Below are 23957 nucleotides of genomic sequence, written 5' to 3'. Positions count from 1 at the left end.
CAGTGTGAGGGCTTCTCCCCCCACACTGATTATAAGATGAAAAAATCGGCCAGTCTTACTTTCAGTTATCCCAGTTCAGTCCTCCTTGGGTTTACATCGTAGGTTTAAAGCAGGAGCCTTACAACAAACAGGAAGGCCTAGTGCCGACAAGGCGACAGAAAGCCACGTTTATGACGTCATGCTAACTCCACGTGGGATAAACTTTCAGGTTATGTAATTAAGACATAATAAAGTTTTTCCACTTTTGTAACGTAAACACACGAATACTAATCATGAGATCCTATTCACTTAACAGATCTTTTTATAAAATATTAAAGTTGCCCGTTCATTGACTTTTTTACTTACTTCCGTTCTTTTATAGCCAACCTTCTCATATAAATAACAATTTCTTTTTTCTTCTAATAATGTCGAGAGTTCCCATGATTTTGCATGAGGAAACATTTCCTCCACTAATTGAAGCGTTTTTTGGGCAATCCCCTTTCCTTGGTAAGACGGAAGGATAAACATCGGGCTTATCCAAAACGCATCATTGTTTTTCCAATAAATACAGATAGCACCTACTAAATTGTTATTCATCATTATTTTGTAAAATCCACCCTGTGGGTTATTAATTCGTTCGACTGCTCTTTCTATTGTTTCATTAGCAGGGCTATGATCATAGTCTTTATATTTTTCCAATAAGGGACGAAAAGATTTCACTTGACAATTATAAATGATTGCTGCATCCTGGACCGTTGCTTTTTCCAATTCGATCATCCCCTGAAACCTCCTATAGTAGGCCATTTCAACCTATTCCGCTTTTCACTTCTCCTAAACTGTAACAGGAGAGAAGTAGTGTATTTATTTTATCACAATAATTCAAATATAAAAGCAATGAAAAAAGTGTTAAGCGTACATGCTCAACACCTTCTAGATACTAAAGTTTAATTCGGACGATTATTCATTGAGGCTTGATTTTGCCTTCTTACCTCTTCTACATCGGTATCACTGAATATGTTCGTACCACGTCCACCCATGTTTTTAGCGATCCAATCCTTCGCTTCATTATATGAAAGACCTGAGCGACGACTCTGTTCCTTAATCGCCGCAACATCTATGTCAGCAGACGTATAACGATTACCTTCTTTGCTCATAATACCACCACCTCACAATATTTACCCATTATCTTACGCAAAAACTCCATTATCATCCCCCACTACAAAAAGGTGCCAGGCACTTGTCGAATTTTCGATAGGTGCCTGGCACCAAAAAGGCACCGAAGACACCGAAAATGGCAGCGTAAACTGATTTATTGTTGAGTTGCTTGTATGAGTTCTTTTATTTCATTTCGTTTACCTTCTTTCCAAAGGGAAATGATTTTACTGCCGATGATTACTCCATCACAAGCTGCTCCGATTTTCCTCACTTGCTCAGGGGTCGATATCCCAAACCCTGCTAAAACAGGAGTATTACTGTGTTTTTTTATCCGCTTCATATAGTGTTCTAAACCTTCTCCAGTATCAACAGTTGATCGCTCTCCTGTTATCCCATTGACCGTGACAGCATACAAGAATCCTTCAGAAGCTTTAGCAATTTTCTTCATTCTCTCCTCTGAACTTGTCAAGGTCGCCAACTGAATTAGCGCAATTTCATTTTCTTGTAAATGATCCCTTATCAACTCCGATTGCTCTAGTGGTAAGTCTGGAATAATGACACCGCTTATCCCAGACTGTAACGCATTCGTACAAAAATTTTCAATTCCATATTTAAAGACAGGATTCAAATAGGTCATTACAATCAACGGAATACGCACTACTGGTTTCAAATCTTTCAGATAATCCAGTACAATTCTTAACGATGTTCCATGCTGCAATGAACGTTTTCCCGCTTCTTGAATTGTCGGGCCATCTGCTACAGGATCTGAAAAAGGTACACCAATTTCAATAGCTGTCACTCCTGCTTCCTGTAAGAATAATATCTGTTCCTTTAACGAGTCTAATCCGCCATCTCCAGCCATAATATACGGTATGAACACCTTCTGCCCTGATTCTAGAGTGCGGTTTAATGCCTTATCCAATTTCTCCTTACTCATTAAATCCGCCTCCTAACATAGCTTTTATTGTATCTACATCTTTATCTCCCCGTCCAGATAAGCACACAACAATTGTTTCGTCCGCGGTCATATTTTTAGCTAGTTGTACAGCATATGCTATCGCATGCGAGCTTTCTAATGCCGGGATAATCCCTTCCTTTTTACATAATAACTGAAAACCTTGTAACGCATCATCATCCGTAACAGAAGTATATTGAACACGGCCGATGTCTTTTAAATAGCTGTGTTCCGGTCCAACTCCGGGATAATCCAAGCCAGCCGAGATCGAATGTGCTTCTTGAATCTGTCCATTTTCGTCTTGAAGTAAATACATCATCGCACCATGAAGAATTCCAACGGAGCCTTTTGTCAGTGAGGCAGCGTGTTCCTCTGTTTCTAATCCACTTCCCGCTGCCTCAACACCGTACAATTTAACAGTTTCATCATTTACAAATGGATAGAACATTCCCATCGCATTACTTCCCCCACCAATACATGCCACAATCGCATCAGGAAGTCTATGTTCTTCGGCATAGAATTGTTCCTTTGTCTCATTCCCGATCACACTTTGAAAATCACGTACCATTTTTGGGAAGGGGTGTGGTCCCAACACAGAGCCAATGATATAATGCGTATCCGTCACATTAGTCACCCAATAACGTAACGCCTCATTAACCGCATCCTTTAGAGTGGCACTTCCCTGACTTACCTTAACCACTTTCGCACCGAGTAACTCCATTCGAAACACATTCAACTTTTGACGACGAATATCCTCTTCTCCCATAAAAATAATACATTCCAAGTTTAACAGTGCACAAACTGTAGCCGTAGCAACTCCATGCTGACCAGCTCCAGTTTCTGCAACAATTTTCTTTTTACCCATTCGAACAGCTAACAAAGCTTGACCAATGGTGTTATTAATTTTATGGGCCCCCGTATGATTCAAATCCTCTCGTTTCAAATAGATCTTTGGTCCACCTAAATGTTTGGATAAATTTTCAGCAAAATATAGCGGATTTTCTCTTCCAATATATTGCCCCAAGTAATAATTTAACTTCTTCTGAAATTCAGGGTCTGTTTTCGCATTTTCATAGCTTTCTTCTAATTCAATAACAGCTTGCATCAACGTTTCAGGAATATATCTTCCTCCATATTGACCAAACTCCCCTTTTTGGTTTGGGTAATTATACATCCCTTCTCAACTCCCTCGTTCCTTACTTTTTGCTTGATGAATAAATGCTTTTATCTTTTTCGCATCTTTCACGCCATTTGTTTCCACTCCACTAGATACATCAACAATGGCAGGATTTAATTCCTTAATTGCAGCACCTACATTAGATGGGGTTAGTCCACCAGCAACAATAACCTTTTCCCTAGAGATTTCGATATTGCGCAGCATCTTCCAATCAAACGCCATGCCATTGCCCCCGCGATACTTCCCTCCAGGACTATCAAACAAGAAATAATCCACTGAAAAGGACTCTGCACGATGGATATCTAATTTCTCTTTTATTGGAAAAGCTTTAATTACGGGAACGGGAACCCTTTGGCAATAGGCTGGTGTTTCATCCCCATGGAGCTGGACCATATCTAACCCAACTTCTTCAATAGTGGATATAAGTTCCTCCAATGGTGGATTAACAAACACTCCAACTTTATTAACCATTTCTGGAACATAAGAGGCTAGCTCCTTTGCTTTTTCAATCGTAATTTTTCGTTTGCTTTCGGCGAACATAAATCCGATAAAATCAGCACCTGCCTTGACTGCTTCCCTCGTTGCATAAACATCTTTTACTCCACATATTTTGACTTTCATTTGATTTACCTCCTTAAATTGGAAGGGTCAATCTATTCATCGTTTCTTGTATGTTCTTTGACCGCATAAGTGTTTCTCCTACAAGGATTCCTTTTGCTCCCGCTTGAACCGCTCGTTTTGCATCTTCTTGTGTACGGAATCCACTCTCACTAATTAGTAAAATCTCATCCGTATTTAATTTTTCCGCTAATTTTTCAGTTGTTTCGATTTGAACATGAAAGGTCTTCAAGTCACGATTGTTAATCCCTATGATTGATGCATTTATTTCCAAAGCTATCTGTAACTCTACCTCGTTATGAACTTCGAGCAATACATCTAGTTGTTGATATTTCGCATAGAAAAATAGCTCAACTAATTTATGTTTCGGTAAAGCTGCAGCTATCAGTAAAATAACATCTGCTCCATTATATTTAGCCCGATCAATTTGAACAGCATCAATAATAAAATCCTTACATAAAATCGGTACGTCTACTACTTGTCGAATATCATGTAAATCCTTCATTTCCCCTTTAAAAAATGCCGAGTCTGTTAATACAGAAATCGCACTTGCACCAGCTCGAACATATTCTTTCGCCTGTTGGACTGGATTTACTTCCGTAAAGATATCCCCTTTTGATGGAGAAGCTCGTTTTATTTCTGCAATAACATTAAGATGCTTACTATGCTGAAACGCTGCTTGTAACGAGCGTGTTGAATAATATCTTTCCTTATCTGGAACTCCATCTTTTTTCAGTCGAGAAACTTCTTTTTCCTTTTCTTTTACTATTTTCGTTAAAATTGTCATTGATGAACAACTCCATTTTTTCGCTTGTCGCTATACCTAATTAAATGATTTAATTTTTCCAATGCCAATCCTGATTCAATGCTAACTTCAGCTAACTGTACACCTTTTTTAACTGATGTCGCCTTACCATGCGCGAATAAAGCAAGCCCAGCATTCAACAATACGGTCTCATAATAAGGTCCTTTCTCCCCTTTTAATACACGTAGAAGAATCTCTGCGTTTTGCCGGGCATTCCCACCTTTTATTGCATCTAAGGAATACCGGTTTAAGCCTACATCCTCTGGTTTAATAGTAAACTCCTTAATTTTTCCTTTATTCAATAACACCAGGTAATTTTCCCCCGCTAACGATGCTTCATCTAAATGACCAGCACCATTAACAACAATCGCGCGTTTTCTTCCTAATTGACGTAGTGCTTTCGCCATTAAAACGAGTTTTTCACGTTGATAGATTCCTAGTAATTGAGACTGAAGTTTTACAGGATTGGTTAATGGTCCAATTAAATTAAAAATGGTTGGAATACGTAATTCTTGCCGAACCTTCATGATTTGCTTGAGCTTCGGATGAACGTGGGGCGCAAATAAAAAGGCAATCCCATTTCCATCTAGGAGCTGATTTACTTCCTCCATCGAAAAATCCAAGGAAACACCTAGCTCCTCGAGTACATCTGCGCTACCGGTTTTACTAGATACACTCCGATTCCCGTGCTTCGCTATTTTCACCCCAGCTCCAGCAATTACAAAAGCTGATGTAGAACTAATATTAAAGCTTTGTGATCCATCACCTCCAGTTCCACAGTTATCCATTACCTCTTGAATGTTCTTTTGAAATGGCAATGCATTCTGTCTAAGAACTTCAACAAGGCCCGCAATTTCCTCAGGAGTTTCCCCTTTCAATTGCAGTCCCATTAATACTGCAGCTATTTCACTATCTGTCGTCGATTCACTAAAAAATAGATTTGCCACCTCATTCATCTCTGTAAATGTTAAGTCCTCTCTATTAGCTAGTTTCTGTAGATAATCTTTCACGACCTATCTTCTCCTCTCTTACCATAGTTAAGAAATTATTTATAATTGCTTTCCCTTGATGGGTACCAATTGATTCTGGATGAAACTGCAGTCCGAAAACAGGGAAAGTTCGATGCCTTATTGCCATGATCTCACCATCATCCATTGCTGAAGCAGTTATGTTAAAGTGAATGGGTAACGTATATTTATCGATGCTCAATGAATGATAACGCATGACTTGTAATGGAACAGTCAAGTATGCAAATAGGTCTAATCCGTTATGATTTATATGAGATGTTTTCCCATGCTTAATCTCCTTAGTCTGCGAAATAGTTGCTCCCAAAGCTGCACCAATCACTTGATGTCCTAAACAAATACCTAGTATCGGTAATTTCTTATAAAAAAATTGAATCACTTCTATACAAATTCCTGCTTCATCTGGATGACCTGGTCCTGGAGATAAAACAATTCCATCGGGATTTATTTTCTTAATTTCTTCTATCGTGACTTCATCATTACGCTTTACAATAACCTTTGTTCTTAGCTCTCCAAAATATTGATACAGGTTATATGTAAACGAATCATAATTATCGATTAACAAAATCACTTTTTCACCTCCAGCAATGCCTTGGCCTTATTTAGTGTTTCTTCATATTCCTTTTCTGGCACAGAATCCAGTACAACTCCAGCACCTGCTTGAACATAAGTATTGTTTTCTTTTATCACCATCGTCCGAATAGCTAACGCAAAATCCAGATCTCCGTTAATATTTAAGTAACCAACTCCACCGGAATATACCCCTCTTTTTGTTGTCTCCATTTCATTAATGAGTTGCATAGCGCGAATTTTCGGTGCTCCTGATACGGTTCCTGCCGGTAAACAGGCAAACAATGATTCTAATGAGGATACATTCTTACGTAATTTCCCTTCCACTTCAGAAACAAGATGCATAACATGTTTATAGCGCTCGACAGTTAAATATTTCCTTAACTGGATACTACCAACCTCACAAACTTTGCCTAAATCATTTCTTCCTAAATCAACTAACATTCGATGCTCTGCCAACTCTTTTTCATCCGTTAGTAGTTCCTTTTCTATTGCAAGATCTTCCTTCTCTGTTGCTCCTCTTTTACGAGTTCCAGCAATCGGATTCGTTAGGACATGTTTCCCTCTTACAGTTGTTAGACTTTCTGGAGAAGAGCCGATAAGCAGATAGTCATCAAAATCAATGTAAAACATATACGGGGAAGGATTAGACCTTCTCAATTCTCGATAAAATAAAAAAGGACTTCCTTGAAAAGCTGCTTGAAGTCGTTGAGATAGCACGACTTGATAAATCTCTCCTCTTTTTATATACTCCTTCGCTAGGTTTACCTTTTCCATATACGCTTCTTTTGTCATATTCGAAGAAAAAGGTCCTGTCTTTACTTCTTCACTAATAAATTCCTTGTAGGAAGGCTTTTGGAGTTGTTGTTCTACTTTTATCACTTCGTCATTCAGTCGGTCATCGACTAGATTCCCCGATAGATTTATTACAACAATAAAAACTTGCTGAAGCTGATGATCCATGATAACAATCTTTTCATAAAACATAAGGTGGAATTCTGGCATTTGCAATTCATCATGTGGTATCTCTCCTATATCTTCAAATTGCCGAATCACGTCGTACCCGATATATCCAACGCCACCACCATAAAAAGGAAATGGTAGATCCCCTATTGATGTTCTTAATTGGTGTTTAAGAAACTCCAAAATAGTTACTGGTTGTGTATTGGTTTGATTTGTGGTGATATGGTGAACATGACAAACCTCTCCCTGTCCTCTTACTTCCAGGAAAGGATCACAACCGATAAATGAATATCGTCCATTTTTTTCATGTTTTAGAGAACTTTCTAACAGAAACTTTTTCTGACCTATTAAACGATAAAAAATAGATATCGGTGTTAACGTATCCCCTTCAATTTCCTTCACCCTTAGTGAGATTTGCTTTGGAATCTTTGTTCCCAACATGCTCCCTCCTTTATGAAATAAAAAAATCCTCCAATTATACAAAATCTCTATAATTGGAGGACGATATACCGCGGTGCCACCTCTTCTTGGATTAAAGTGATTAATCCCTCTTATTTCGGGTAAATGACATAGGATTTACCTTCCCTTCAAATACCCTATCCTTATAACGGTGGAGTTCCGTGCTTTCCTACTTCAAGATCGGTTCAGAAAGCCTCTCATAAGTCCATTCGGTAAATCCTATCACATTAAGCTCTCACCAACACTTAACTCTCTGTAATGAATCAGATCTACGTACTACTCTTATTCAATGATTTTCAATATTTAATTACATACAAAAAGGGTTCCTCATCCAAAGGACGAGGAACCCGTGGTGCCACCTTCATTAATTGCAAAAAGCAATTCACTTTATGTATCTACGCAATATGCTTCAATACATGTCTCTTGTAACGATGAGACGTTCGCTAAAGCCTACTATCAATTTATTTGAGTTCGGTTTAGAGGCTCAGAAGCCCATTCACTTTTATATCCGCACTGGTTCCCACCAACCACCAGCTCTCTACAGCATCCATAAAAGCTACTCTTCTTCTTCAACACCAAAATATTCAGATCGTTCAATTTATTATTTATTATATTAGTGAAGTAAAGTGAAAAAGTCAAGACCTAATTGGTTTTTTCAAAAAGGTGCCAGGCACTTGTCGAAAATTCGACAAGTGCCTGGCACCTTTTCTCTTTCACTCGTACCATGCTTTCTGTGGTCGGTTTGCAGGGTATCCAACTCGTTCACGATAGGCTTTTCGTTCATCTGTGAAATGGTACCATTGTTTGTTACTAGTTGGATTATTGGCATAATTGATAACACACCGAAGTTGATCCTCTACACAGCTATCTGTCCAAACGCCTAATTGTTGCTCTAACTGATCAAATAACCGTCCTGCCTCTTCTCCCCTTATCTCATCTAATGAATAGATATTTAAGTTACAAACGAGTTTTTCAGCTAACTGGTATCCAATCGAAGGTACGCCCTGAAATTCTGCTAATCCCTTTAGTAATCGAGCACGCTCAGGAGATATATCCAATAGATGAACCAATTCCTCTAAACTTAACAATTTTATTTCTTGCAGCCTTACCTTAGCTATTCGAAGCTTCGTTTTTTCAACTTCTGTAAGTGGTAACTTCGGATTTGAACCCATAATAACCTCCAGACCTGTCTCTAGTTATTTTCATTAGTATAAGTTCAACTATATTTTCTCTTAAAAACATAGGTCAACACAATTAATAGAACTGGGATTAGGGCAATCAATTGAAACCCATTGTTTGCACCAGCAAAGTAAAATGCGATTGGTAATGATGTAAAAAAACTAATAGATAGTAACTTCCAAGAACGGATTATGAAACCATACAGCAACGTAAATACTGATATTCCTAAAGAAATTTGCCAAATGAAAATAACCCAATTGAAGGTCTCCATAACCATTACCTCCATCCTATTCTATAGTTGTACCTTCATATTACCACAACTTACCATATGCAACTACAAATATTTTAATTTTCTGACCATTGTTTTTACATGCAATTCATTCGAATAATTCCTTCCGATCTTTTAAGTAACTCGGTGAATCCTCCAAAGACTACTTTCCCTAAAAAAATTCGGTATTTACAAACTATTCTCGATCCATTAAGTTTACCCATTATGAATAAACACGAACAAAATAATAGAAGTAATTACAAAAGGCAATCCAAATGCAGCAATTCGTAATCCAATTTTCCGATCCTTACGTTCTCTATTACTACTTTTTGTACTTGAATAAAGGTCTCGTTCCCGTACAAACGCTCCTACTATTAATCCTGAAATAAAAACTGAACCAAATCCAATGATCGATATAATGCTTAGATAAAGACTGAAATTAAAGAAGGAAGTAATTGATAGCAAAAGTAACACAGCGAAACCATATAAAATTGATTTTCTCATCCTTTTCCTCCTTCCGCATCTTCCTTTTTATACGATTTTACAGGATGAAAAGTTCCAATTACTTTTCCTTGGTCGCAAAGCCTATACGTAATTTCATTACGATCAAAAAAAGAATTACCCATATCCGAGTAATTCCAATTTTTCTCTTGTAGCACTATTTAATGTAATGTTTCTTGAAATCAGGATACAACGAAAACTTCCGCCTTAATTGAAGAAGGTTTTCACCGAAACTTTCTTCTAACACATCCCGATGTTTATTCATGATCTCCCGTAGATAAAGATCGTGAATAATAAATTCTGTGATTGGCATAACTAACCCGAGATGCATCGACCATGCAGCACGACTGTCTGTTCCTAAAGAAACTACTCCTGTCACTACTTCCGTATCATCTCTACTAAAAACCAACCACCGTCCACCATATTCCTCTGTAATGTCGAGAGTCATGTCGTAATTATAAACGTTGGCGAAATCAGACTGGATGTCTCCATAAGAAATAATTGTAATACTAATCCCTCTGCCAGCTGCCCGTTTTAGTTCAGTCTCCAATTCGCTGTAGTCTTCTTTCCAAATTTCCAACAAAATTCTTTTTTCAGTAGAAGCGATACTTGTTCTTACCTTATCAAATATTTCCGTACGTCCGGTAATATTCCATATATTTTCACGATCGTGAGCAGAATTTTCATAGCTCTCAAATAAAGCCTCCGCTTGATCAAAATTCTCTTCCGCTTTTAACCGACGATTCTTAATAAGCTCTTTTGCAGGAACAGGAGTATATTGAGGCTTTTCACCAGGACTTACCAAAATATCCCCTCTAGTGGCAAGATTGTCTAGTACTTCATAAACCTTGGAACGTGGAACTCCTGAAATCTTCGCAACTTTATACCCTGTAAGAGGTGATTCTTCTAGTAATGCTAGATATGCTTTTGCTTCATATTCATTAAAATTCAACGTTTTTAATGTATCTAAAATAGTATCCTTCATAAGTCCTCCAACAAACATAGTTGTAACCTTAGTAGTTACTATTTTAACAAATAGTATTGATTTTTCAATAAAACATGGTAAACTAACTTAAGTAGTTACCTTAGTAGTCACTATTTATAAAAAGGAGAAATACTTATGGATAGCTTGTTAACATACATATCGATTGCAGCAATGATGGTTATCATGCCTGGCGCAGATACCATGCTACTCATAAAAAACACACTTAGCTACGGAACGAAAGCTGGACGCTTTACTGTTCTAGGAATGGCTACAGGACTTACTTTTTGGACGCTAATAGCAATCCTTGGTTTATCTGTTGTCATCGCAAATTCTGTAATCCTTTTCAACATCATAAAATATTTAGGAGCTGCATACTTAATTTACTTGGGAATCAAAAGCTTCCTTACAAAGAGCATATTCTCATCTCTTGAAGAACTTCAGACAAAGGAAGATAACCCTACTGAAAACACGAGTCAGCATCATAAAGATTCGTTTTTTCAGGCGATGCTTAGTAACATCTTAAACCCAAAAACAGTAATAGTTTATATAACAATCATGCCACAATTCATAAATTTAAACGGAAACGTTAATCAGCAATTGATCCTATTAGCGCTAATTCTTACCGTGCTTGCGGTCCTATGGTTTTTATTTCTAGCTTATGTAATCGATTATGCAAAAAAGTGGTTGACTAACTCGAAATTCCAAAAGGTCTTTCAAAAATCGACAGCTTTAATTCTAGTAGGATTTGGCATCAAAACAGCTATTTAAAAATCCGTTCAATTGAACGGATTTTTTTATAAGTCGATCTACTCTATTTCAGGAGTATCTTTTTTAACTTTTTTGCGCTTCTCTTATTCAATCCGCCATACCCTTCTTTCTCATGATCACTAATAATCATTGCAGTTCCTCCGTTATTAAACCAAATTCGATATGCGTAACGTTTCCTTGTAGTATTATCACTTGATTTATAGTAAAGAGATACTAGCACATCCTCTTTTCTTTCCATGGACGGGTCTATGTGTGGCTCCCAGTTAATTTGTTTAAATATCGCTATTAGTTCCTCTAATGTTTTAGCTTCCGCAATCGAAGTAGGCTCCTCGTACGTTTCATCTGCGTTAACTTCCTGAGCCTCTACTAGTATCAACCCTTTATAGGTATTGCTGGAACAGGAAATTAACAAAAGAACTAGGAGAACAACACCTAAATATTTTCTCATGAAAGCCCTCCATTAACTTTAATTTTGGTTAACTACAGACTCGAGGCAAGAATAAACCAATCGAAATTACTATTACTCGTGTCTAGTCTCTAGATGCCTTAATCATCAGAAATTGGGGCTTCCTTTGTAGTTTTTCATATTTGTCTGGATAATTCCTTTTAAACTGGATTGTTGGCTGAGGTTCAATTACTTTTCTAATAGAAAAATACTGCAAGGTTTTATTCAGAATTTGCTGTAAAGGTCTTCGGTAGAAAGGAACTTCATAGGACTTTCCCTCTTTATTCCACGTGTCTAAAATTAAATCAGTAGAAAAGTAGCTGCCATTTGACAGTAATTCAATATCTGAAAACGGGTGGTGAATGGAAAATAGTATTATTCCACCGGGTTTAAGTATGCGTTGAAACTCACGAAATGTATGATCCCACTCCTTTAAATAATGGAGTGTTAAAGAACTAATTATAAAATCAAATGTTCGATCTGCAAACGGTATATTATCTTCTAGATCTAAACAAATCAATTCAGCTGTACTCCCAACTCTTCTCCTAGTTGATTCAATCATTTTTGGACTAATATCTGTTGCAACTACATTTGCTCCTCTTTGGAGTAATTGTTCTGTATACCAACCCGCAGCACATCCTGCATCCAATACACTCTTGTTACTCAAATCAGATGGAATATGTGCCATCATTGCGGGTCTTTCATATTCACTATTGTACATACTTGTAGTGTCTACAGAGTTTTCATACACATTGGCTAGTTGATTAAACGCTGCTCTTACTTGATTTTTCATCCTTCACCTCATTATCCTCGGATAGATATTAATTCAATAAATACATTCACTAACTAACCGTTTCTTTGTTTAGTTTTTATCTAGTATCATGAGCAAATAACTACCCGCCCAGAGAATATATGCTAGCTGTGTAATCACATACATGGTTGATTCTAAGGAGGTAAGTTTCCTTTCCCGTTTTACTTTTCTAAGTTGTCTATAATAAATAAAGGAGCCCAAAAGTAAAAGTAACACAGAAAACTCATGAAGATTTTGTACCAAATTAATAATCATTTCCCCCTCCTACATAAAGTAACCTAAGCTACAATACTTTTTCTAATCTCACTATCCTCCCCTATGTATTAGCTGTTTCATAGGATCGAACTGGTGATATTAAATGGAGATAGTTGTTATTTCCTTTTGGTTGCATTAGCACAGGTCTAATGGAGCCGTTTATTGAAATCATTACCAACTCCTCCTTGATAACCTTTAATGCATCGACTATTAGATTTCCATCAAGGGCAATCTTAAATTGCTTCTCTCCTTCAATCGAATAGATTGCTTGTGTTTCTTCTATGTTACCTATTTCTGTTGAATTGGAAGAGATTTTCATCATTGAACTATCTTCACTTTCAATATGTATATTATTATTTTTCCTATCACTAGCAAAAAGACGCGCACGATCTATTCCATTTAATAAATTTTTCGTATCTAATGTTAGGATAGTTTTTGATTCGGCTGGTACTAAAGTTGATATATCGGGGTAATTCCCCTCTATTAATTTCGAATATAAAGTAGTTAATTCTGCTTCAAAGGCAATATGCTTTTCCGATATAGAAACATTGATGGGTGTTGAACCAGTGCCTATTATTTTCGTTAATTCCTGTAGTGTGTTACTTGGTATAATACAAGTACAGTTATCACCGGTACGAACTTTCTGTTTCCGCAAAGCTAATCGATGAGAATTTGTAGCAACGGCAATAAGCTCGTTGTCCTTCAAACTAAATTGCACACCTGTAAGTACAGGTCGAGACTCATTTTTAGAAACAGCAAACCCAGTCTGCTTAATGATCTCTGCCAATTCATTACTTGCTAATTGAACCCTACTTATCTCTTTTACGCTAGGAACAGTTGGGTAATCATCTGGATTCATACCATTGAACGTGGTTATGACTTCCTCAGACTGTATCGTTACTCTGTCATGTTCGTTTACTTTAATATGTATTTCACCTGGTAATTTACTTACAAGGTCACTTAGATATTTTGCTGAAAGAATGATGCTACCAGGTTGATAGACTTCTAATACCTGTTTTCCATCCATATACTTTGGAATGTCTTTTTGAATAATCACATCCGCATTACTTCCGATTAGAGTCAGTTTATCTGCAGATGCAACTAATTTTACTCCAGTTAATAATGAAAGTGTAGTCTTTGCAGATACAATATTACTAACGATGGAGATTGCTTTTTTAAAATATGGAAGATTAACCGTAAATTCCATCGAACTATTCCTCCCTATTCATGTGTAGCCTTTTCGATTTCTTCTGCAAGCTTCATATTCTCTCGTAAATAACCAGCTAACATTGTATCATTTGTAATCTCCTCACTTGTCATCCATACCACTTCATCTACTTCATCCGGACTTTTAGCAAAAGCATCCCCTGATTCGTAGTCACAAAGGAAAACAATGTCTACAACATGCTTTCCTGAATCCGAAATAAACGATGAACTATTGACGTAGCTGCGAACTTTCACCTTTATACCTACTTCCTCAAAAATTTCACGTATTAACGTCCTTTCCAAAATATTAGAAGACGTTCCTTCACTCGGATCAACTTTACCACCAACTAATGATAGTGCTCCCGCTGCGTGTTCTTCTTTTTCACTACGCTTGATCAGTAGCCATTTCCCTTTATGATAGATCGCACCTTCTACATTGACAATGAACATATTTCGCCCTCCAATTAAGCATCCAACATTTTCACTAGCTCTGAGAAAAAACAACAGCACACTTCATTTTCTATGGATCCAGAAAAATCGTTCACATTATTATTTTTCTCCATGCCAAACCGTTTAATTTCAAAAGTTCCATAAAACTTTCAGGAAATCCAATTTTCCCTCCTGGTGAAACACCATGTTATCGGTCTCCGTTTTAGATCATAACAACGATCACGTACTCTCTTTACTTATTCCAAATCCCTTACGTTATACTCGGATTTCATACTTGCTATGATTCCCATAGATAGTTGCAATTCCCACTTGTTTACAATGACGTTGATAATACTCGTTCAGCCCATGATTACTAGCTAAACAATCAAAACGAATATACTTTTTCCCTCTATCTTTCACAAAGCCGATAGCCCATTTGATTAGATTTTCACCAATTTTCATTCCCTCATAGTTGCGATCAACAACGATTCGATGGAGGTAAACAACCCCGACATCAGCAACCTGTTTCCCCCAAAGTTCGGTGTCCCATTCACTTGCTCGATCTTCTAGTGTTATAGTGGCCACTGGACTCCCTTGATCATATACAAGATAAGTACTTCCGTTTTCAATTGACTCAATCACTTCTTCCGAATTCCCTTCCAAATCCGTAATGTAATAATCCCACTGCGTTGTTCCTTTCGTTTGTAGCCAAATCACCGCTTGTTGAAGCAAGTATAAGACAGCTTGTACATCAGACTTTTTTGCTTGTACGATATCAAATTCTTGATTATCTACATGTAAGTTCATAAACGATCAACTCCTATTTGCACTCTTGCAATGGCTATGTGTATGAAGGGATTGTTAAGCGAAATCTCACTCCTTACAGACAATTTAATGACAACTTTAATAACAACTATTCTAGTCATGAGGGCTCCACGGAATTTCATTTCCCTGTGAATCAATCGCTTTAAGTTCTTCTATACCTTCAAGTTGAAAAGAGGAATCGGAATAGACTTTATACCAGATCGGTGGAAAATTAGATATTTCTGCTATCTTGGCTTCTTCCTCAGATTCAGTTTCCAATACAATCTTTTCTACATCCTTGTCATAAATAACTCCCCAATAACCTGAAATGTCATCGGAAGTAATTGTTGCCCACAAATATGGATTCGTTTCACCAGAATGTTTTTCCAAGGGGATATTTCCTGACATATCTAGTACCATCCACTTCCCATTCCATTTCTCCCTTACTAAACTGGCATAAACTGATTCCCTGCTTTCATCTTGAGTGAATACTAGAAAAGTATCCGTATTCAATTTTACATCTTCCAAAATTTCTGCCTGTCTATCTACATTCCCTACTTTCGATGTATATTCTGAAATCGCTTGTTCCATTGAATTTCCGGTTACATTGTTACTCTTCAATCCATATCCTTCCGTCCAGAACCATGCGATAATACATACACTAATTAATAAACTGATGAGTATCTTTTTCTTCAAAAGTACTCCCCCCTTACTTGCCCCACGAAACTAATAGGTAAAATACTTCCATTGCTTTTAACGAAAGCGATAAAGGTTATTATTCTACTTATGAAATAATGCGTTCATCTCTTCACTCCGAAATCAACCTTTTCGTTACTATTTCACTAAAAATTTCTTAATAAAATTTTTTATCATTGGACTGAGTCCTTCAGGCAATTCTTCAATTCCAAAGTACTTAACCTCTAAAGACTCTTCACCATCTGGTTTAAGAACGCCTCCCGTAATCTCGTTGGTTATATATGCAATGGTTACTGGGTAAAATTCGTCTCCATTTGGTAATTTGACAAAGTATTCTTTTCCAGAAAAAACATGTACCAGATCCATTCTCCCAACTTCAAGTCCCGTTTCCTCTAATACTTCCCTTCTACCGGCTTCCTCTGTCGATTCCTCTAATTCAACAAATCCTCCTGGTACTCCCCAAACTCCATCACGTCGCTTTTGCAATAAAATTTCTCTATTTTCATTAATGACTCCAACTGCAACACCAACTAATAAAAGTGGTTGATTCCCAACTTTTTTTCGTAATTCTTCAATATACCCCATGACATTCTCCACCGTTTCTAATGATTTTTATAGTTCCATTTAAACTATTCCTAAATGAATCTAGTATTTCAGTTTAATAACACGAATTCTCATCATTTCCCTGACTTCCGGCTATCCTCCTTATGTGATTAACCTTCAATTAAGGCTTGATAAATGAATATTTTCTCATCTTGTTTCACGAGTATATAAAATGGGGCATCTCCTTTCTCGTAGGAATCCTCATCTATTGTATAGATCTCTGTTCCTGTTGGAAGTTTCGTAGCATAGAAATCTTGATACCACCACGTGCTTGATGATTTCTTCTTTACCTCCCCAATCTTTTCTCCTACTAAAATGTTCTGTTCACGAATTCTGTCCTGATCGGATACATTACTATAGACCAAGCCATCCAATTTAATAATATCAGCATTTGGATTTTCCTTTATGATTTCTCTTGCAGTTGGATTATGGGTGCTAAAGGTTAATGGATAGTTGCTCGAAACGGATAGGATCGCTAAAACAACAAGCGTTAAAACGATTATTGAAAATATGAATACTCGCAATTCATCCCTACTCTCTATGCACATTCGATTCTTCTTTTACATCTATTGATATAGACATTGGTGTTTCTTAATTGCAGGTAGCCAAAATTTCAAAAATTAGATTCCCATTTTCTTAAGATCATCAATCTTTCTCTATAATTTACCATAAAAACAAGTCTAATTTGCAAGTATTCAAATATTTCATGAAAAATTCAACCTGACTGTTAGGTATCGTAACAAAAAACCCCTTGATTAAGGGGACTTAGACGATATGTATTATTGGTTTCTATATAAAACGATTCCGATAACCATTGGAATAATCATTAACAGGCCAACTGTTAATGTTGGAAAAGGTAGCTTTGGTGCAAAAATGGCTCCCATTTCTCCTAAAAATCCAGCAATAATAAATGGAATTGCTGTGGTAGCTTTATTAGCTCCTTTTTTCGCGTAATACCACGCATCCCAAACTGCATATACATAAAATCCAGGATAAAACAACATGAAATCGTACACCGTAATATCTAGCGCAGCTTGGTGTTCACCGTTAAAATCAAGGTGTATAGCTTGATTAATTTTGCCAAGAATATTATCAAAATGTTCTATAAAGACGAAAATAATTCCCTTTACAAACTGATTATTGTAAATCTGGCCAAAGCCTGGCATTAATAATGAAAATAATGCTGCAATATTTCTCATAACTCAGTTCCTTTGATGTAAAATTTTAACATTATTATTCATGTTAATGCCTTTATTTATACTAGAAGATAATATTCTATTGTGGTTATTATCGAAGCTCTATATAGTCAAATTCCCAAACAGATACATTCTTGTCCATAATACCGCCGGATTCACGAATAATTTTAGCGATGTATATTCTCGCGAAATAAGAAACACTTTAACAGCGGGAACAGAATGCGTAGAATCCTACGAGAACTGCACGAGTCCGAAGATCCCGCACAGATGCGACTACGTCTACTAGTTACTCTTCGAAGCAAATCCCTCGGCGCAAGGGAACAAGAAATCTAATCAAGTAGTACCCTGGCTGAGGACGTGCCCCGGAAGCGTTCTGTCGTAGCGGCTATCTAACAATATTTCCATTAGGAGAAAGCAAAAGTTATGACGCATCATTCACCTTCTACGCCATCAATAAAACTGGAACCTTAACCTACAATAGCAAAAGCATTATGTAAATATAGAGAGAAAAAGGTTGTATACGGAATGAATGATAATCACAGACCATAAAGAGTTCGTATTTCGATAAAGCAAACCGAGTATAATACTAATGACAAAGACGTTGAATATTGTACCAATTATAGCGATATCACCAAATAAACCATTGTAGAACCAAATTGGGAAATGGATAGAAACAAATAATATAGAAGTAATACTATTTGCTGTCCAAAAACGGAATTGATCCATAAGTTTCCTTAATAGAAATCCTCTAAAAACTACTTCCTCTATAAAACCAACAAGAATGATCGTATTCAACCAGCCATTTAATCCCAAGTCTAACTGAATTCCATTGTTTAAGATAAGCACATAGTAGATTATAAAATAAACCGCAAGAATAAAAGATACCCAGCATGCCCAAGTGATTCCTTTTCGTACATTTTGATCTAACCGTAAATAACGAATCGTATTTTTATTTTCAATAAGTTTGATTAATAAAATAACCGGTATAACCCAAACTAGTAATTTAATCAATGTAGCAACGACAGCACAAACACTTGGATCAAGTAGATTTAAATAATGAACAAGCCATAACTCCCTAATTGTCCAGAGTAGAAAGAACATAGAAAAATAGATCCATACATAACTACGTTTTAAAAGGCTCCATTTCATTATTAATCACCTCATTCGATCCAAAACCTCTTGATTACGGCCCCATCTTCTTTTATAAAATCAGAGTCTGCAACTCCACCGTTGTTTTGGATTGTCTTAATCGATCCCTCATTCGCCTCATCACAAACAAGAAGTAACTTTGTTAACCCGATCTCTTTTGCCTTTTCTCTCGACAAGGACAACAACCTAGTAGCATATCCCTTCCTTCTTTCGGATGGCCGAATTCCATATCCAATATGCCCACCTGCTTGCAATAAAAACTCTGTTAATCTATGACGGATATTTACAACACCAAGCACTTTTCCCTTTCATTTATTAGCCAAAAGGTCGAATCGGGTACATATCCTTTAGGTAGATTAATTCCCTTTTCATGATCCGATAGAAACCGAATCATTTCCTCGAAGTGAGTTGGATCCTTTTCAATAACCCAAGGGATCATATCCTCACCACTCGCTAACCATTCCTTATAAAAGGAAAGATATTCATTTTTCAATTCAACTGTAGGTTTTACTAATTCTAATCGTTCACTCATGACATGCCCTTCCTTCTATTTATTTGCTAATTAGAAATCGTAACTCTAATCTAATTGCAATACACCTCCACTACTAGGAGAAAAACCACATAATTGATAAAAATGTTGATGATGAGATGCAAAAGTAACGGTTATAATTCCTAATCCATATCGCTTCGATTCATCTAATAACGTTTTTACTAACTCTAATCCTAGTCCCTGTCTCTGATAATCGGGATGAACCATGACATCTTCTAAATAACCATGCTCTAACCCCATACCGCAAACATATCCAAAAGCAATTAATTGACCATCCCCATCTCTAATCCCCGCCCAAAAATTACAACGTTTGAACAGTGCTGGATAGTCTTGATCACGCCTTCCCCATCCGATCTTCTCTCTTAAATCTGGAACCTCATGATTTTCTATAGGTGGATTAACCGTCGCCTTATACATCCCTTCTCCCTCGTTTCTCTATCTTTATTTGAAGAAATCGATATCAACAATTGCTTCATTTTTCTCCAATCGTTCTCTCAATTCTATTAGCAACGCCTCTAACTTCCCTGTTCGTCTTTCTTGGGGAACTTTCTTATGTAAAACAGAATATAATGTAGCGTCTCGGAGTCTTAAAAAGAATTGGATTTGTTCTTCCCACTTGTGTGGAGCTGCATTTTCCGTTTCATATCCGTTCATGAAAGCTTTTATAAATCTCTTTGAAAATTCATTTCGTATGTTTTTATTTCCTTGTGGATAACGATATAAATTTGCATAATATAATGGTATTGCTATATCAGAGCAATACCAAAAGTAACAACAATCATCAAAATCGAAAACATGAATAGCGTCACCATCATAAAAGAAATTACTCGAATGGAGATCCGAATGAATCAAACCATAATTATCAGTATTCTTAGGCAATGCTTGTAACTCATTAATTAATGCCTTCGTGTTGGTAATAATTGTTTTCTCCTGATTTGGGACATAATTCTCAATTGACAACAAATCATCTTCATACCAATCAGACCTTCTTTTTATACCTCTGCTAGGTTGATAATCTTTCGTTACACGGTGCATTTCCCCAATTGTTTTTCCCCATGAAAAAAATAGATTATCATCAAATTCATCATTCTCAACACGAACAGGATTTCCTGGCACTTTCGTAAGAAGACAGCTATAAAATACACTCCCATCGTTTGCTGGGATTGATTCAACAAACAAGCCCTCTATCGATGCCACTGCATTACAAACGTTTACCCCAGCGTGATGTAAGTAATTAATCCAGTCTATTTCCGAATGAAGCTCTTCTTCCCTTCGATGAGAACTATGGGTTATTCGTAAAATGAACGGCTTATCATCTCTGTGGACCTCAAACACATAATTCTCGAAGTCCCCTATTTTTTTATATTCATGGTTTAATGAGAATTTATGAAATGATTGCTCTAATACTTCTTGGGTAAATAACTTCTCAACTGCTTTTTCCATGTCTCCAATTCCTTCCCTAGTGTCGATATTTAAAAAATCTATAAATCATTCATTTAGTATACTTGTTATACTTGTTCAACTGTACTCGAATAATACTCTCACTGTCTCTCGAGAGAGCTTCCAAAATAATAGACCTGTAGATAATGACCAAATTTTTCAGACGTAAATTTTGTAACGAAAGCAGCTCCCTGAACCTGAACCTGAATGCGATAAGCCGTTTTCCTCATACACATCCCGCTTTTCCGTGTCTAAAAAAGCAGCTCCATTTTCGGTAGCCACTTTTTGCAATCCCCAGCCATCTATTCCTTTAATAACAGTACTTTAGTTTCATCTACAATTATTCTAGATGCCAAATGATGTGCTAACTTATTTTATTTTTCAAGCTTGAGAATGGTTCTTTGCAGAGGAACTCCTCCCATACTCACGTTTCTTTCAATAAACAAGTATTCTTTGCCGTCAATATCAAATCTTCCATTTCCTTTATAATAAACTTCTCTACCTTGGCTCTCTAACTCTGTTTTTATTGCAGAAATATATTCTTTTTGATCAAAGAAACGATCCTCCAAATCAAGAACAATATTCCCTTTCTTATATCCCATTAACCAATTAAATAACAAGAAAAGTAGTCCACCTCCGACGATTATCGTACCTCCACTAATTAAATATCCCATTAGATCACCTCGTGTAGTTCCTTTTACTTATACTACGGAATCATAAATACAAACGTTTCAATTTTCCGAGAAATTTTTTTCGTTACACACAATCAAAGTTTTTCAAAATCTTATAACGATTAACTGCTAACACTCCTTGCCAATACCGTCTAGCAACAGGAAAATCCTCTGGATAATTTCCCCAACTCCAGGAAATATCCCATATTCCCTCCTCGGATAACTGATTCCAATAGAAGTTTATATTTTCTTCAATAACTTCTGAATACTTTTCATACAGTGGATGGTTTGGACTATCGATTAAATCAAGTGGTAGTGCTTTATATCCTGTACCCCAAGCGGATACATTAATTTCCATACATTGCTCAACAAGTTCTAAAACTTTCATCGTCACATCTTCAAACGAATAACGAATCTTAGTATGGAAAGTGGTTGCATAAGAGGAAATAATCTTTAAGAACTGCTGGAAATTATTAACTTCATGAGCATCCATCTGTTCCGTATTCATTACATGTTGGACTGCTTGTTCAATAGAATGCCAACCGGTTGCAGCAGGCTCACTTCCTTCTTCCGACCAATGAACAAGAAAAGCAGCTAATTCTACACCTGGATTAAACATCCAATTACGTTGCACCCCATCCTCCCAATGCCACCAAGGTGCATGTGGGTAATTATTGTTTTCTGGCAATACCGAGCTCCACATTCCTGTTTCCGCTTGAGCTGTATTAGTTAAATAGGAAACCATTGAGGATACAATTTCATCATTCGGATCAGCATCTATCTCTAGTAAAATCTGTCCTGCAGTCCATGTAGACATTGGGGAGGAGTTAGGCAGCCAAAAATCTGGCTCAATACCGTGACCAAATCCACCATCTTTATTTTGAAACGTCGCTAAATAGGTGCGTACTTTATCAGAGGACTCTTGTTCGAATAAAACTCCCACCTTGCAGCTTCCAATGGTCTTGCATTTCGTTTCATCCATGAGCTTGTCCGGTTAACATATTCTAATGGTAATTTCATCGCTTACCCCCCATAAAAAAACTATTCCTTTACAGAATAACATAAAACCCCAATTTATCGCTGTAAAATTTGGAATTGAAAGAAAATATAGGTGCCAGGCACTTGTCGGATAACGACAAGTGCCTGGCACCTATTCTGATTCTTCAGTCCAAAAGATTCCCAATGTTCCTTCTCCGGCATGGACAGCTAATGATGAGCTAATTTCACCAATTACTATATTAAGTCCAGGGATTTCATTTTCAATTAAGTCCTTTACTTTCATTGCCTTGGTAGGTTCATTTCCATGCATAATTCCTACCTTTTCAATCTTAGATTGATCGTAGGATTGTCTAAATAGATTAATGACTTTACTTAAAGCTTTTTTCTCTGAGCGAACCCGTTCAAGTAATCCTAGTTCTCCATCTGAATTGATGGATAATATCGGCTTGATTTGTAGTAAGTTTCCCAATAGAAATTGAGCTCCAGACATTCTTCCACCTTTATACAACTGTTCTAAACTCCCTAATAAAACTAAATTTCTAGATTTAGGAACATCCCTCTGTAGTTCAACACGGATTTGCTGTACTTCCATACCTTGTTCAGCCAATTCTAGTCCTTTTTCCATGAGCGTTGTAATGGCGAAGGATAACGAGTTGGAATCAATTACTTCCACCTCAAATTTCGCTTCCTGTTTCCCAGCCTCCGAGCTTCGAATCGTTCCACTTAATTGACTAGAGACGTGAATAGCTATTGCCGACTCATACTCTTCGCTCAGCTGTTTATACAAGGCTGTAAATTGGTTTACATTTGGTTGAGATGTCTTGGGTACCTCCCTATTACTTCGAATCATTTCATATAACTGATCTGACGTTAGATCCACCCCATCCTCATATTCATTCCCTTCTGATATAACCACTATTGGGACCACATATACATCGGGATGATTACGCAACCGGTTCGATAAATAAGCCGTACTATCCGTTACGAATGCAATTTTCTTTTTTTTCAATACACCAACACTCCTCTCCAGCCTTCTTATTATTTATGATAATATCATTATTTATTTGTAATACCAAGTATTAATACTAGGTGCTATTTTTAACTTGTGCTTTAGAATATGTAAGCAAGTCATGAAATTAGTATCACAAATTGCAGAATTTGTAACAGTAATTGAGCTTCATAGCTTAGAGAAATAAGAAACGATAAGCCCTTTTTATGGCAATCGAAAGTAAGAAAAAAGAAAAGGAAATAATCACTGATTGAAATTTTGTGTGAATTTGTTATAATAAGTTGTTC

The 23957-nt window shown here is 36.8% G+C and carries 31 protein-coding genes, 1 pseudogene and 2 other annotated features; of the genes and pseudogenes, 1 reads left to right on the top strand and 31 read right to left on the bottom strand.

The features are described from left to right. Positions 1-288: 288 nt before the first annotated feature. The 14 genes from BMX40_RS08915 to BMX40_RS08855 form a co-directional block, all read right to left on the bottom strand. Positions 289-756 carry a GNAT family N-acetyltransferase gene (locus BMX40_RS08915; RefSeq protein ID WP_244513452.1) on the bottom strand — a complete coding sequence of 156 codons (468 nt, stop codon included), beginning with the start codon at positions 754-756 and terminating at the stop codon, positions 289-291. 167 nt (positions 757-923) lie between these two features. After that, on the bottom strand, positions 924-1133 hold the full coding sequence (locus tag BMX40_RS08910; protein WP_090868957.1) for a hypothetical protein: 210 nt from the start codon (positions 1131-1133) through the stop codon (positions 924-926). Positions 1134-1288: 155 nt separating this feature from the next. Beyond that, a complete protein-coding gene (trpA, locus tag BMX40_RS08905) occupies positions 1289-2071 on the bottom strand; it encodes a tryptophan synthase subunit alpha (RefSeq protein ID WP_090868955.1) in 783 nt (260 codons plus the stop codon). After that, a complete protein-coding gene (gene trpB, locus BMX40_RS08900; protein ID WP_090868953.1) occupies positions 2064-3263 on the bottom strand; it encodes a tryptophan synthase subunit beta in 1200 nt (399 codons plus the stop codon). The genes trpA and trpB overlap by 8 nt, the downstream gene beginning before the upstream one ends. A gap of 6 nt (positions 3264-3269) precedes the next feature. Next, positions 3270-3887 carry a phosphoribosylanthranilate isomerase gene (locus BMX40_RS08895; protein WP_090868951.1) on the bottom strand — a complete coding sequence of 206 codons (618 nt, stop codon included), beginning with the start codon at positions 3885-3887 and terminating at the stop codon, positions 3270-3272. Between the two features lie 13 nt (positions 3888-3900). Next, entirely contained in the window at positions 3901-4671 is a 771-nt protein-coding gene (gene trpC, locus BMX40_RS08890; protein ID WP_090868949.1) for an indole-3-glycerol phosphate synthase TrpC, read from the bottom strand. After that, a complete protein-coding gene (gene trpD / locus BMX40_RS08885; RefSeq protein WP_090868947.1) occupies positions 4668-5699 on the bottom strand; it encodes an anthranilate phosphoribosyltransferase in 1032 nt (343 codons plus the stop codon). Before trpD ends, trpC begins: the two co-directional genes overlap by 4 nt. Further along, the gene (locus BMX40_RS08880; protein WP_090868945.1) at positions 5671-6285 is read right to left on the bottom strand and encodes an anthranilate synthase component II; all 615 of its coding nucleotides are present in this window, start codon (positions 6283-6285) and stop codon (positions 5671-5673) included. Before BMX40_RS08880 ends, trpD begins: the two co-directional genes overlap by 29 nt. After that, positions 6282-7688 (bottom strand): anthranilate synthase component I, encoded by a 1407-nt coding sequence (gene trpE / locus BMX40_RS08875; RefSeq protein WP_090868943.1) that lies wholly within the window; start codon positions 7686-7688, stop codon positions 6282-6284. Before trpE ends, BMX40_RS08880 begins: the two co-directional genes overlap by 4 nt. A 53-nt stretch (positions 7689-7741) precedes the next feature. Next, positions 7742-8005 (bottom strand) — a binding site (T-box leader). Between the two features lie 32 nt (positions 8006-8037). Next, positions 8038-8288: a binding site (T-box leader), on the bottom strand. Between the two features lie 131 nt (positions 8289-8419). Beyond that, complete coding sequence (locus tag BMX40_RS08870; protein ID WP_090868941.1) at positions 8420-8878, bottom strand: helix-hairpin-helix domain-containing protein; 459 nt, start codon at positions 8876-8878, stop codon at positions 8420-8422. Positions 8879-8922: 44 nt separating this feature from the next. Beyond that, on the bottom strand, positions 8923-9156 hold the full coding sequence (locus tag BMX40_RS08865; RefSeq protein WP_090868940.1) for a hypothetical protein: 234 nt from the start codon (positions 9154-9156) through the stop codon (positions 8923-8925). A 213-nt stretch (positions 9157-9369) separates the two neighbouring features. Then, positions 9370-9657 (bottom strand): DUF5316 family protein, encoded by a 288-nt coding sequence (locus BMX40_RS08860; protein ID WP_090868939.1) that lies wholly within the window; start codon positions 9655-9657, stop codon positions 9370-9372. Continuing rightward, positions 9654-9779, bottom strand: coding sequence for a hypothetical protein (locus tag BMX40_RS20765; RefSeq protein WP_280139668.1), 126 nt, complete (start codon positions 9777-9779; stop codon positions 9654-9656). Before BMX40_RS20765 ends, BMX40_RS08860 begins: the two co-directional genes overlap by 4 nt. Positions 9780-9811: 32 nt before the next feature. Continuing rightward, positions 9812-10639: a TrmB family transcriptional regulator gene (locus BMX40_RS08855; protein WP_090868937.1), complete on the bottom strand. Its 828-nt coding sequence runs from the start codon at positions 10637-10639 to the stop codon at positions 9812-9814. A gap of 135 nt (positions 10640-10774) precedes the next feature. On the opposite strand from BMX40_RS08855, the gene BMX40_RS08850 reads away from it, so the two are divergent. Further along, a complete protein-coding gene (locus BMX40_RS08850) occupies positions 10775-11407 on the top strand; it encodes a homoserine/threonine efflux transporter (protein ID WP_090868935.1) in 633 nt (210 codons plus the stop codon). 43 nt (positions 11408-11450) lie between these two features. Here the strand turns inward: BMX40_RS08850 and BMX40_RS08845 are convergent, their stop codons facing one another. From BMX40_RS08845 to BMX40_RS08765, 17 genes and pseudogenes are all read right to left on the bottom strand, one after another. Next, entirely contained in the window at positions 11451-11855 is a 405-nt protein-coding gene (locus BMX40_RS08845) for a hypothetical protein (RefSeq protein WP_090868934.1), read from the bottom strand. Between the two features lie 82 nt (positions 11856-11937). Further along, the gene (locus BMX40_RS08840) at positions 11938-12645 is read right to left on the bottom strand and encodes a class I SAM-dependent methyltransferase (RefSeq protein ID WP_090868931.1); all 708 of its coding nucleotides are present in this window, start codon (positions 12643-12645) and stop codon (positions 11938-11940) included. Positions 12646-12714: 69 nt separating this feature from the next. Continuing rightward, positions 12715-12918 (bottom strand): hypothetical protein, encoded by a 204-nt coding sequence (locus tag BMX40_RS20915; RefSeq protein ID WP_090868929.1) that lies wholly within the window; start codon positions 12916-12918, stop codon positions 12715-12717. Positions 12919-12979: 61 nt separating this feature from the next. Further along, on the bottom strand, positions 12980-14125 hold the full coding sequence (dnaN, locus tag BMX40_RS08830) for a DNA polymerase III subunit beta (RefSeq protein WP_090868927.1): 1146 nt from the start codon (positions 14123-14125) through the stop codon (positions 12980-12982). Positions 14126-14139: 14 nt separating this feature from the next. Beyond that, positions 14140-14574, bottom strand: coding sequence for an NUDIX domain-containing protein (locus BMX40_RS08825; protein WP_090868925.1), 435 nt, complete (start codon positions 14572-14574; stop codon positions 14140-14142). Positions 14575-14829: 255 nt separating this feature from the next. Continuing rightward, positions 14830-15360 (bottom strand): GNAT family N-acetyltransferase, encoded by a 531-nt coding sequence (locus tag BMX40_RS08820; RefSeq protein WP_090868923.1) that lies wholly within the window; start codon positions 15358-15360, stop codon positions 14830-14832. A gap of 111 nt (positions 15361-15471) precedes the next feature. After that, complete coding sequence (locus BMX40_RS08815; RefSeq protein WP_090868921.1) at positions 15472-16053, bottom strand: hypothetical protein; 582 nt, start codon at positions 16051-16053, stop codon at positions 15472-15474. Positions 16054-16191: 138 nt separating this feature from the next. Next, positions 16192-16638: an NUDIX hydrolase gene (locus BMX40_RS08810; RefSeq protein WP_090868919.1), complete on the bottom strand. Its 447-nt coding sequence runs from the start codon at positions 16636-16638 to the stop codon at positions 16192-16194. Between the two features lie 128 nt (positions 16639-16766). After that, a complete protein-coding gene (locus BMX40_RS08805; protein ID WP_139177926.1) occupies positions 16767-17180 on the bottom strand; it encodes a hypothetical protein in 414 nt (137 codons plus the stop codon). Between the two features lie 255 nt (positions 17181-17435). Beyond that, on the bottom strand, positions 17436-17855 hold the full coding sequence (locus BMX40_RS08800) for a hypothetical protein (RefSeq protein ID WP_090868915.1): 420 nt from the start codon (positions 17853-17855) through the stop codon (positions 17436-17438). A 486-nt stretch (positions 17856-18341) separates the two neighbouring features. Further along, complete coding sequence (locus BMX40_RS08795) at positions 18342-19001, bottom strand: CPBP family intramembrane glutamic endopeptidase (protein ID WP_090868913.1); 660 nt, start codon at positions 18999-19001, stop codon at positions 18342-18344. Positions 19002-19012: 11 nt separating this feature from the next. Then, positions 19013-19533, bottom strand: a pseudogene (locus BMX40_RS08790) (GNAT family N-acetyltransferase). A gap of 45 nt (positions 19534-19578) precedes the next feature. Next, positions 19579-19968, bottom strand: a complete 390-nt coding sequence (locus BMX40_RS08785; RefSeq protein ID WP_090868911.1) for a GNAT family N-acetyltransferase — start codon at positions 19966-19968, stop codon at positions 19579-19581. 24 nt (positions 19969-19992) lie between these two features. Next, the gene (locus BMX40_RS08780) at positions 19993-20994 is read right to left on the bottom strand and encodes a phosphotransferase enzyme family protein (protein WP_090868910.1); all 1002 of its coding nucleotides are present in this window, start codon (positions 20992-20994) and stop codon (positions 19993-19995) included. A 371-nt stretch (positions 20995-21365) separates the two neighbouring features. Continuing rightward, on the bottom strand, positions 21366-21665 hold the full coding sequence (locus tag BMX40_RS08775; RefSeq protein WP_090868908.1) for a hypothetical protein: 300 nt from the start codon (positions 21663-21665) through the stop codon (positions 21366-21368). An 82-nt stretch (positions 21666-21747) separates the two neighbouring features. Continuing rightward, positions 21748-22605 carry a prenyltransferase/squalene oxidase repeat-containing protein gene (locus tag BMX40_RS08770; RefSeq protein ID WP_244513449.1) on the bottom strand — a complete coding sequence of 286 codons (858 nt, stop codon included), beginning with the start codon at positions 22603-22605 and terminating at the stop codon, positions 21748-21750. 207 nt (positions 22606-22812) lie between these two features. Next, positions 22813-23670: a DegV family protein gene (locus tag BMX40_RS08765; protein WP_090868906.1), complete on the bottom strand. Its 858-nt coding sequence runs from the start codon at positions 23668-23670 to the stop codon at positions 22813-22815. Positions 23671-23957: the final 287 nt, after the last annotated feature.

It is taken from the genome of Oceanobacillus limi, from assembly GCF_900111445.1.
Classification (GTDB): Bacteria; Bacillota; Bacilli; order Bacillales; family Amphibacillaceae; genus Ornithinibacillus; species Ornithinibacillus limi.
This window is presented reverse-complemented; position numbering and strand designations above follow the sequence as displayed.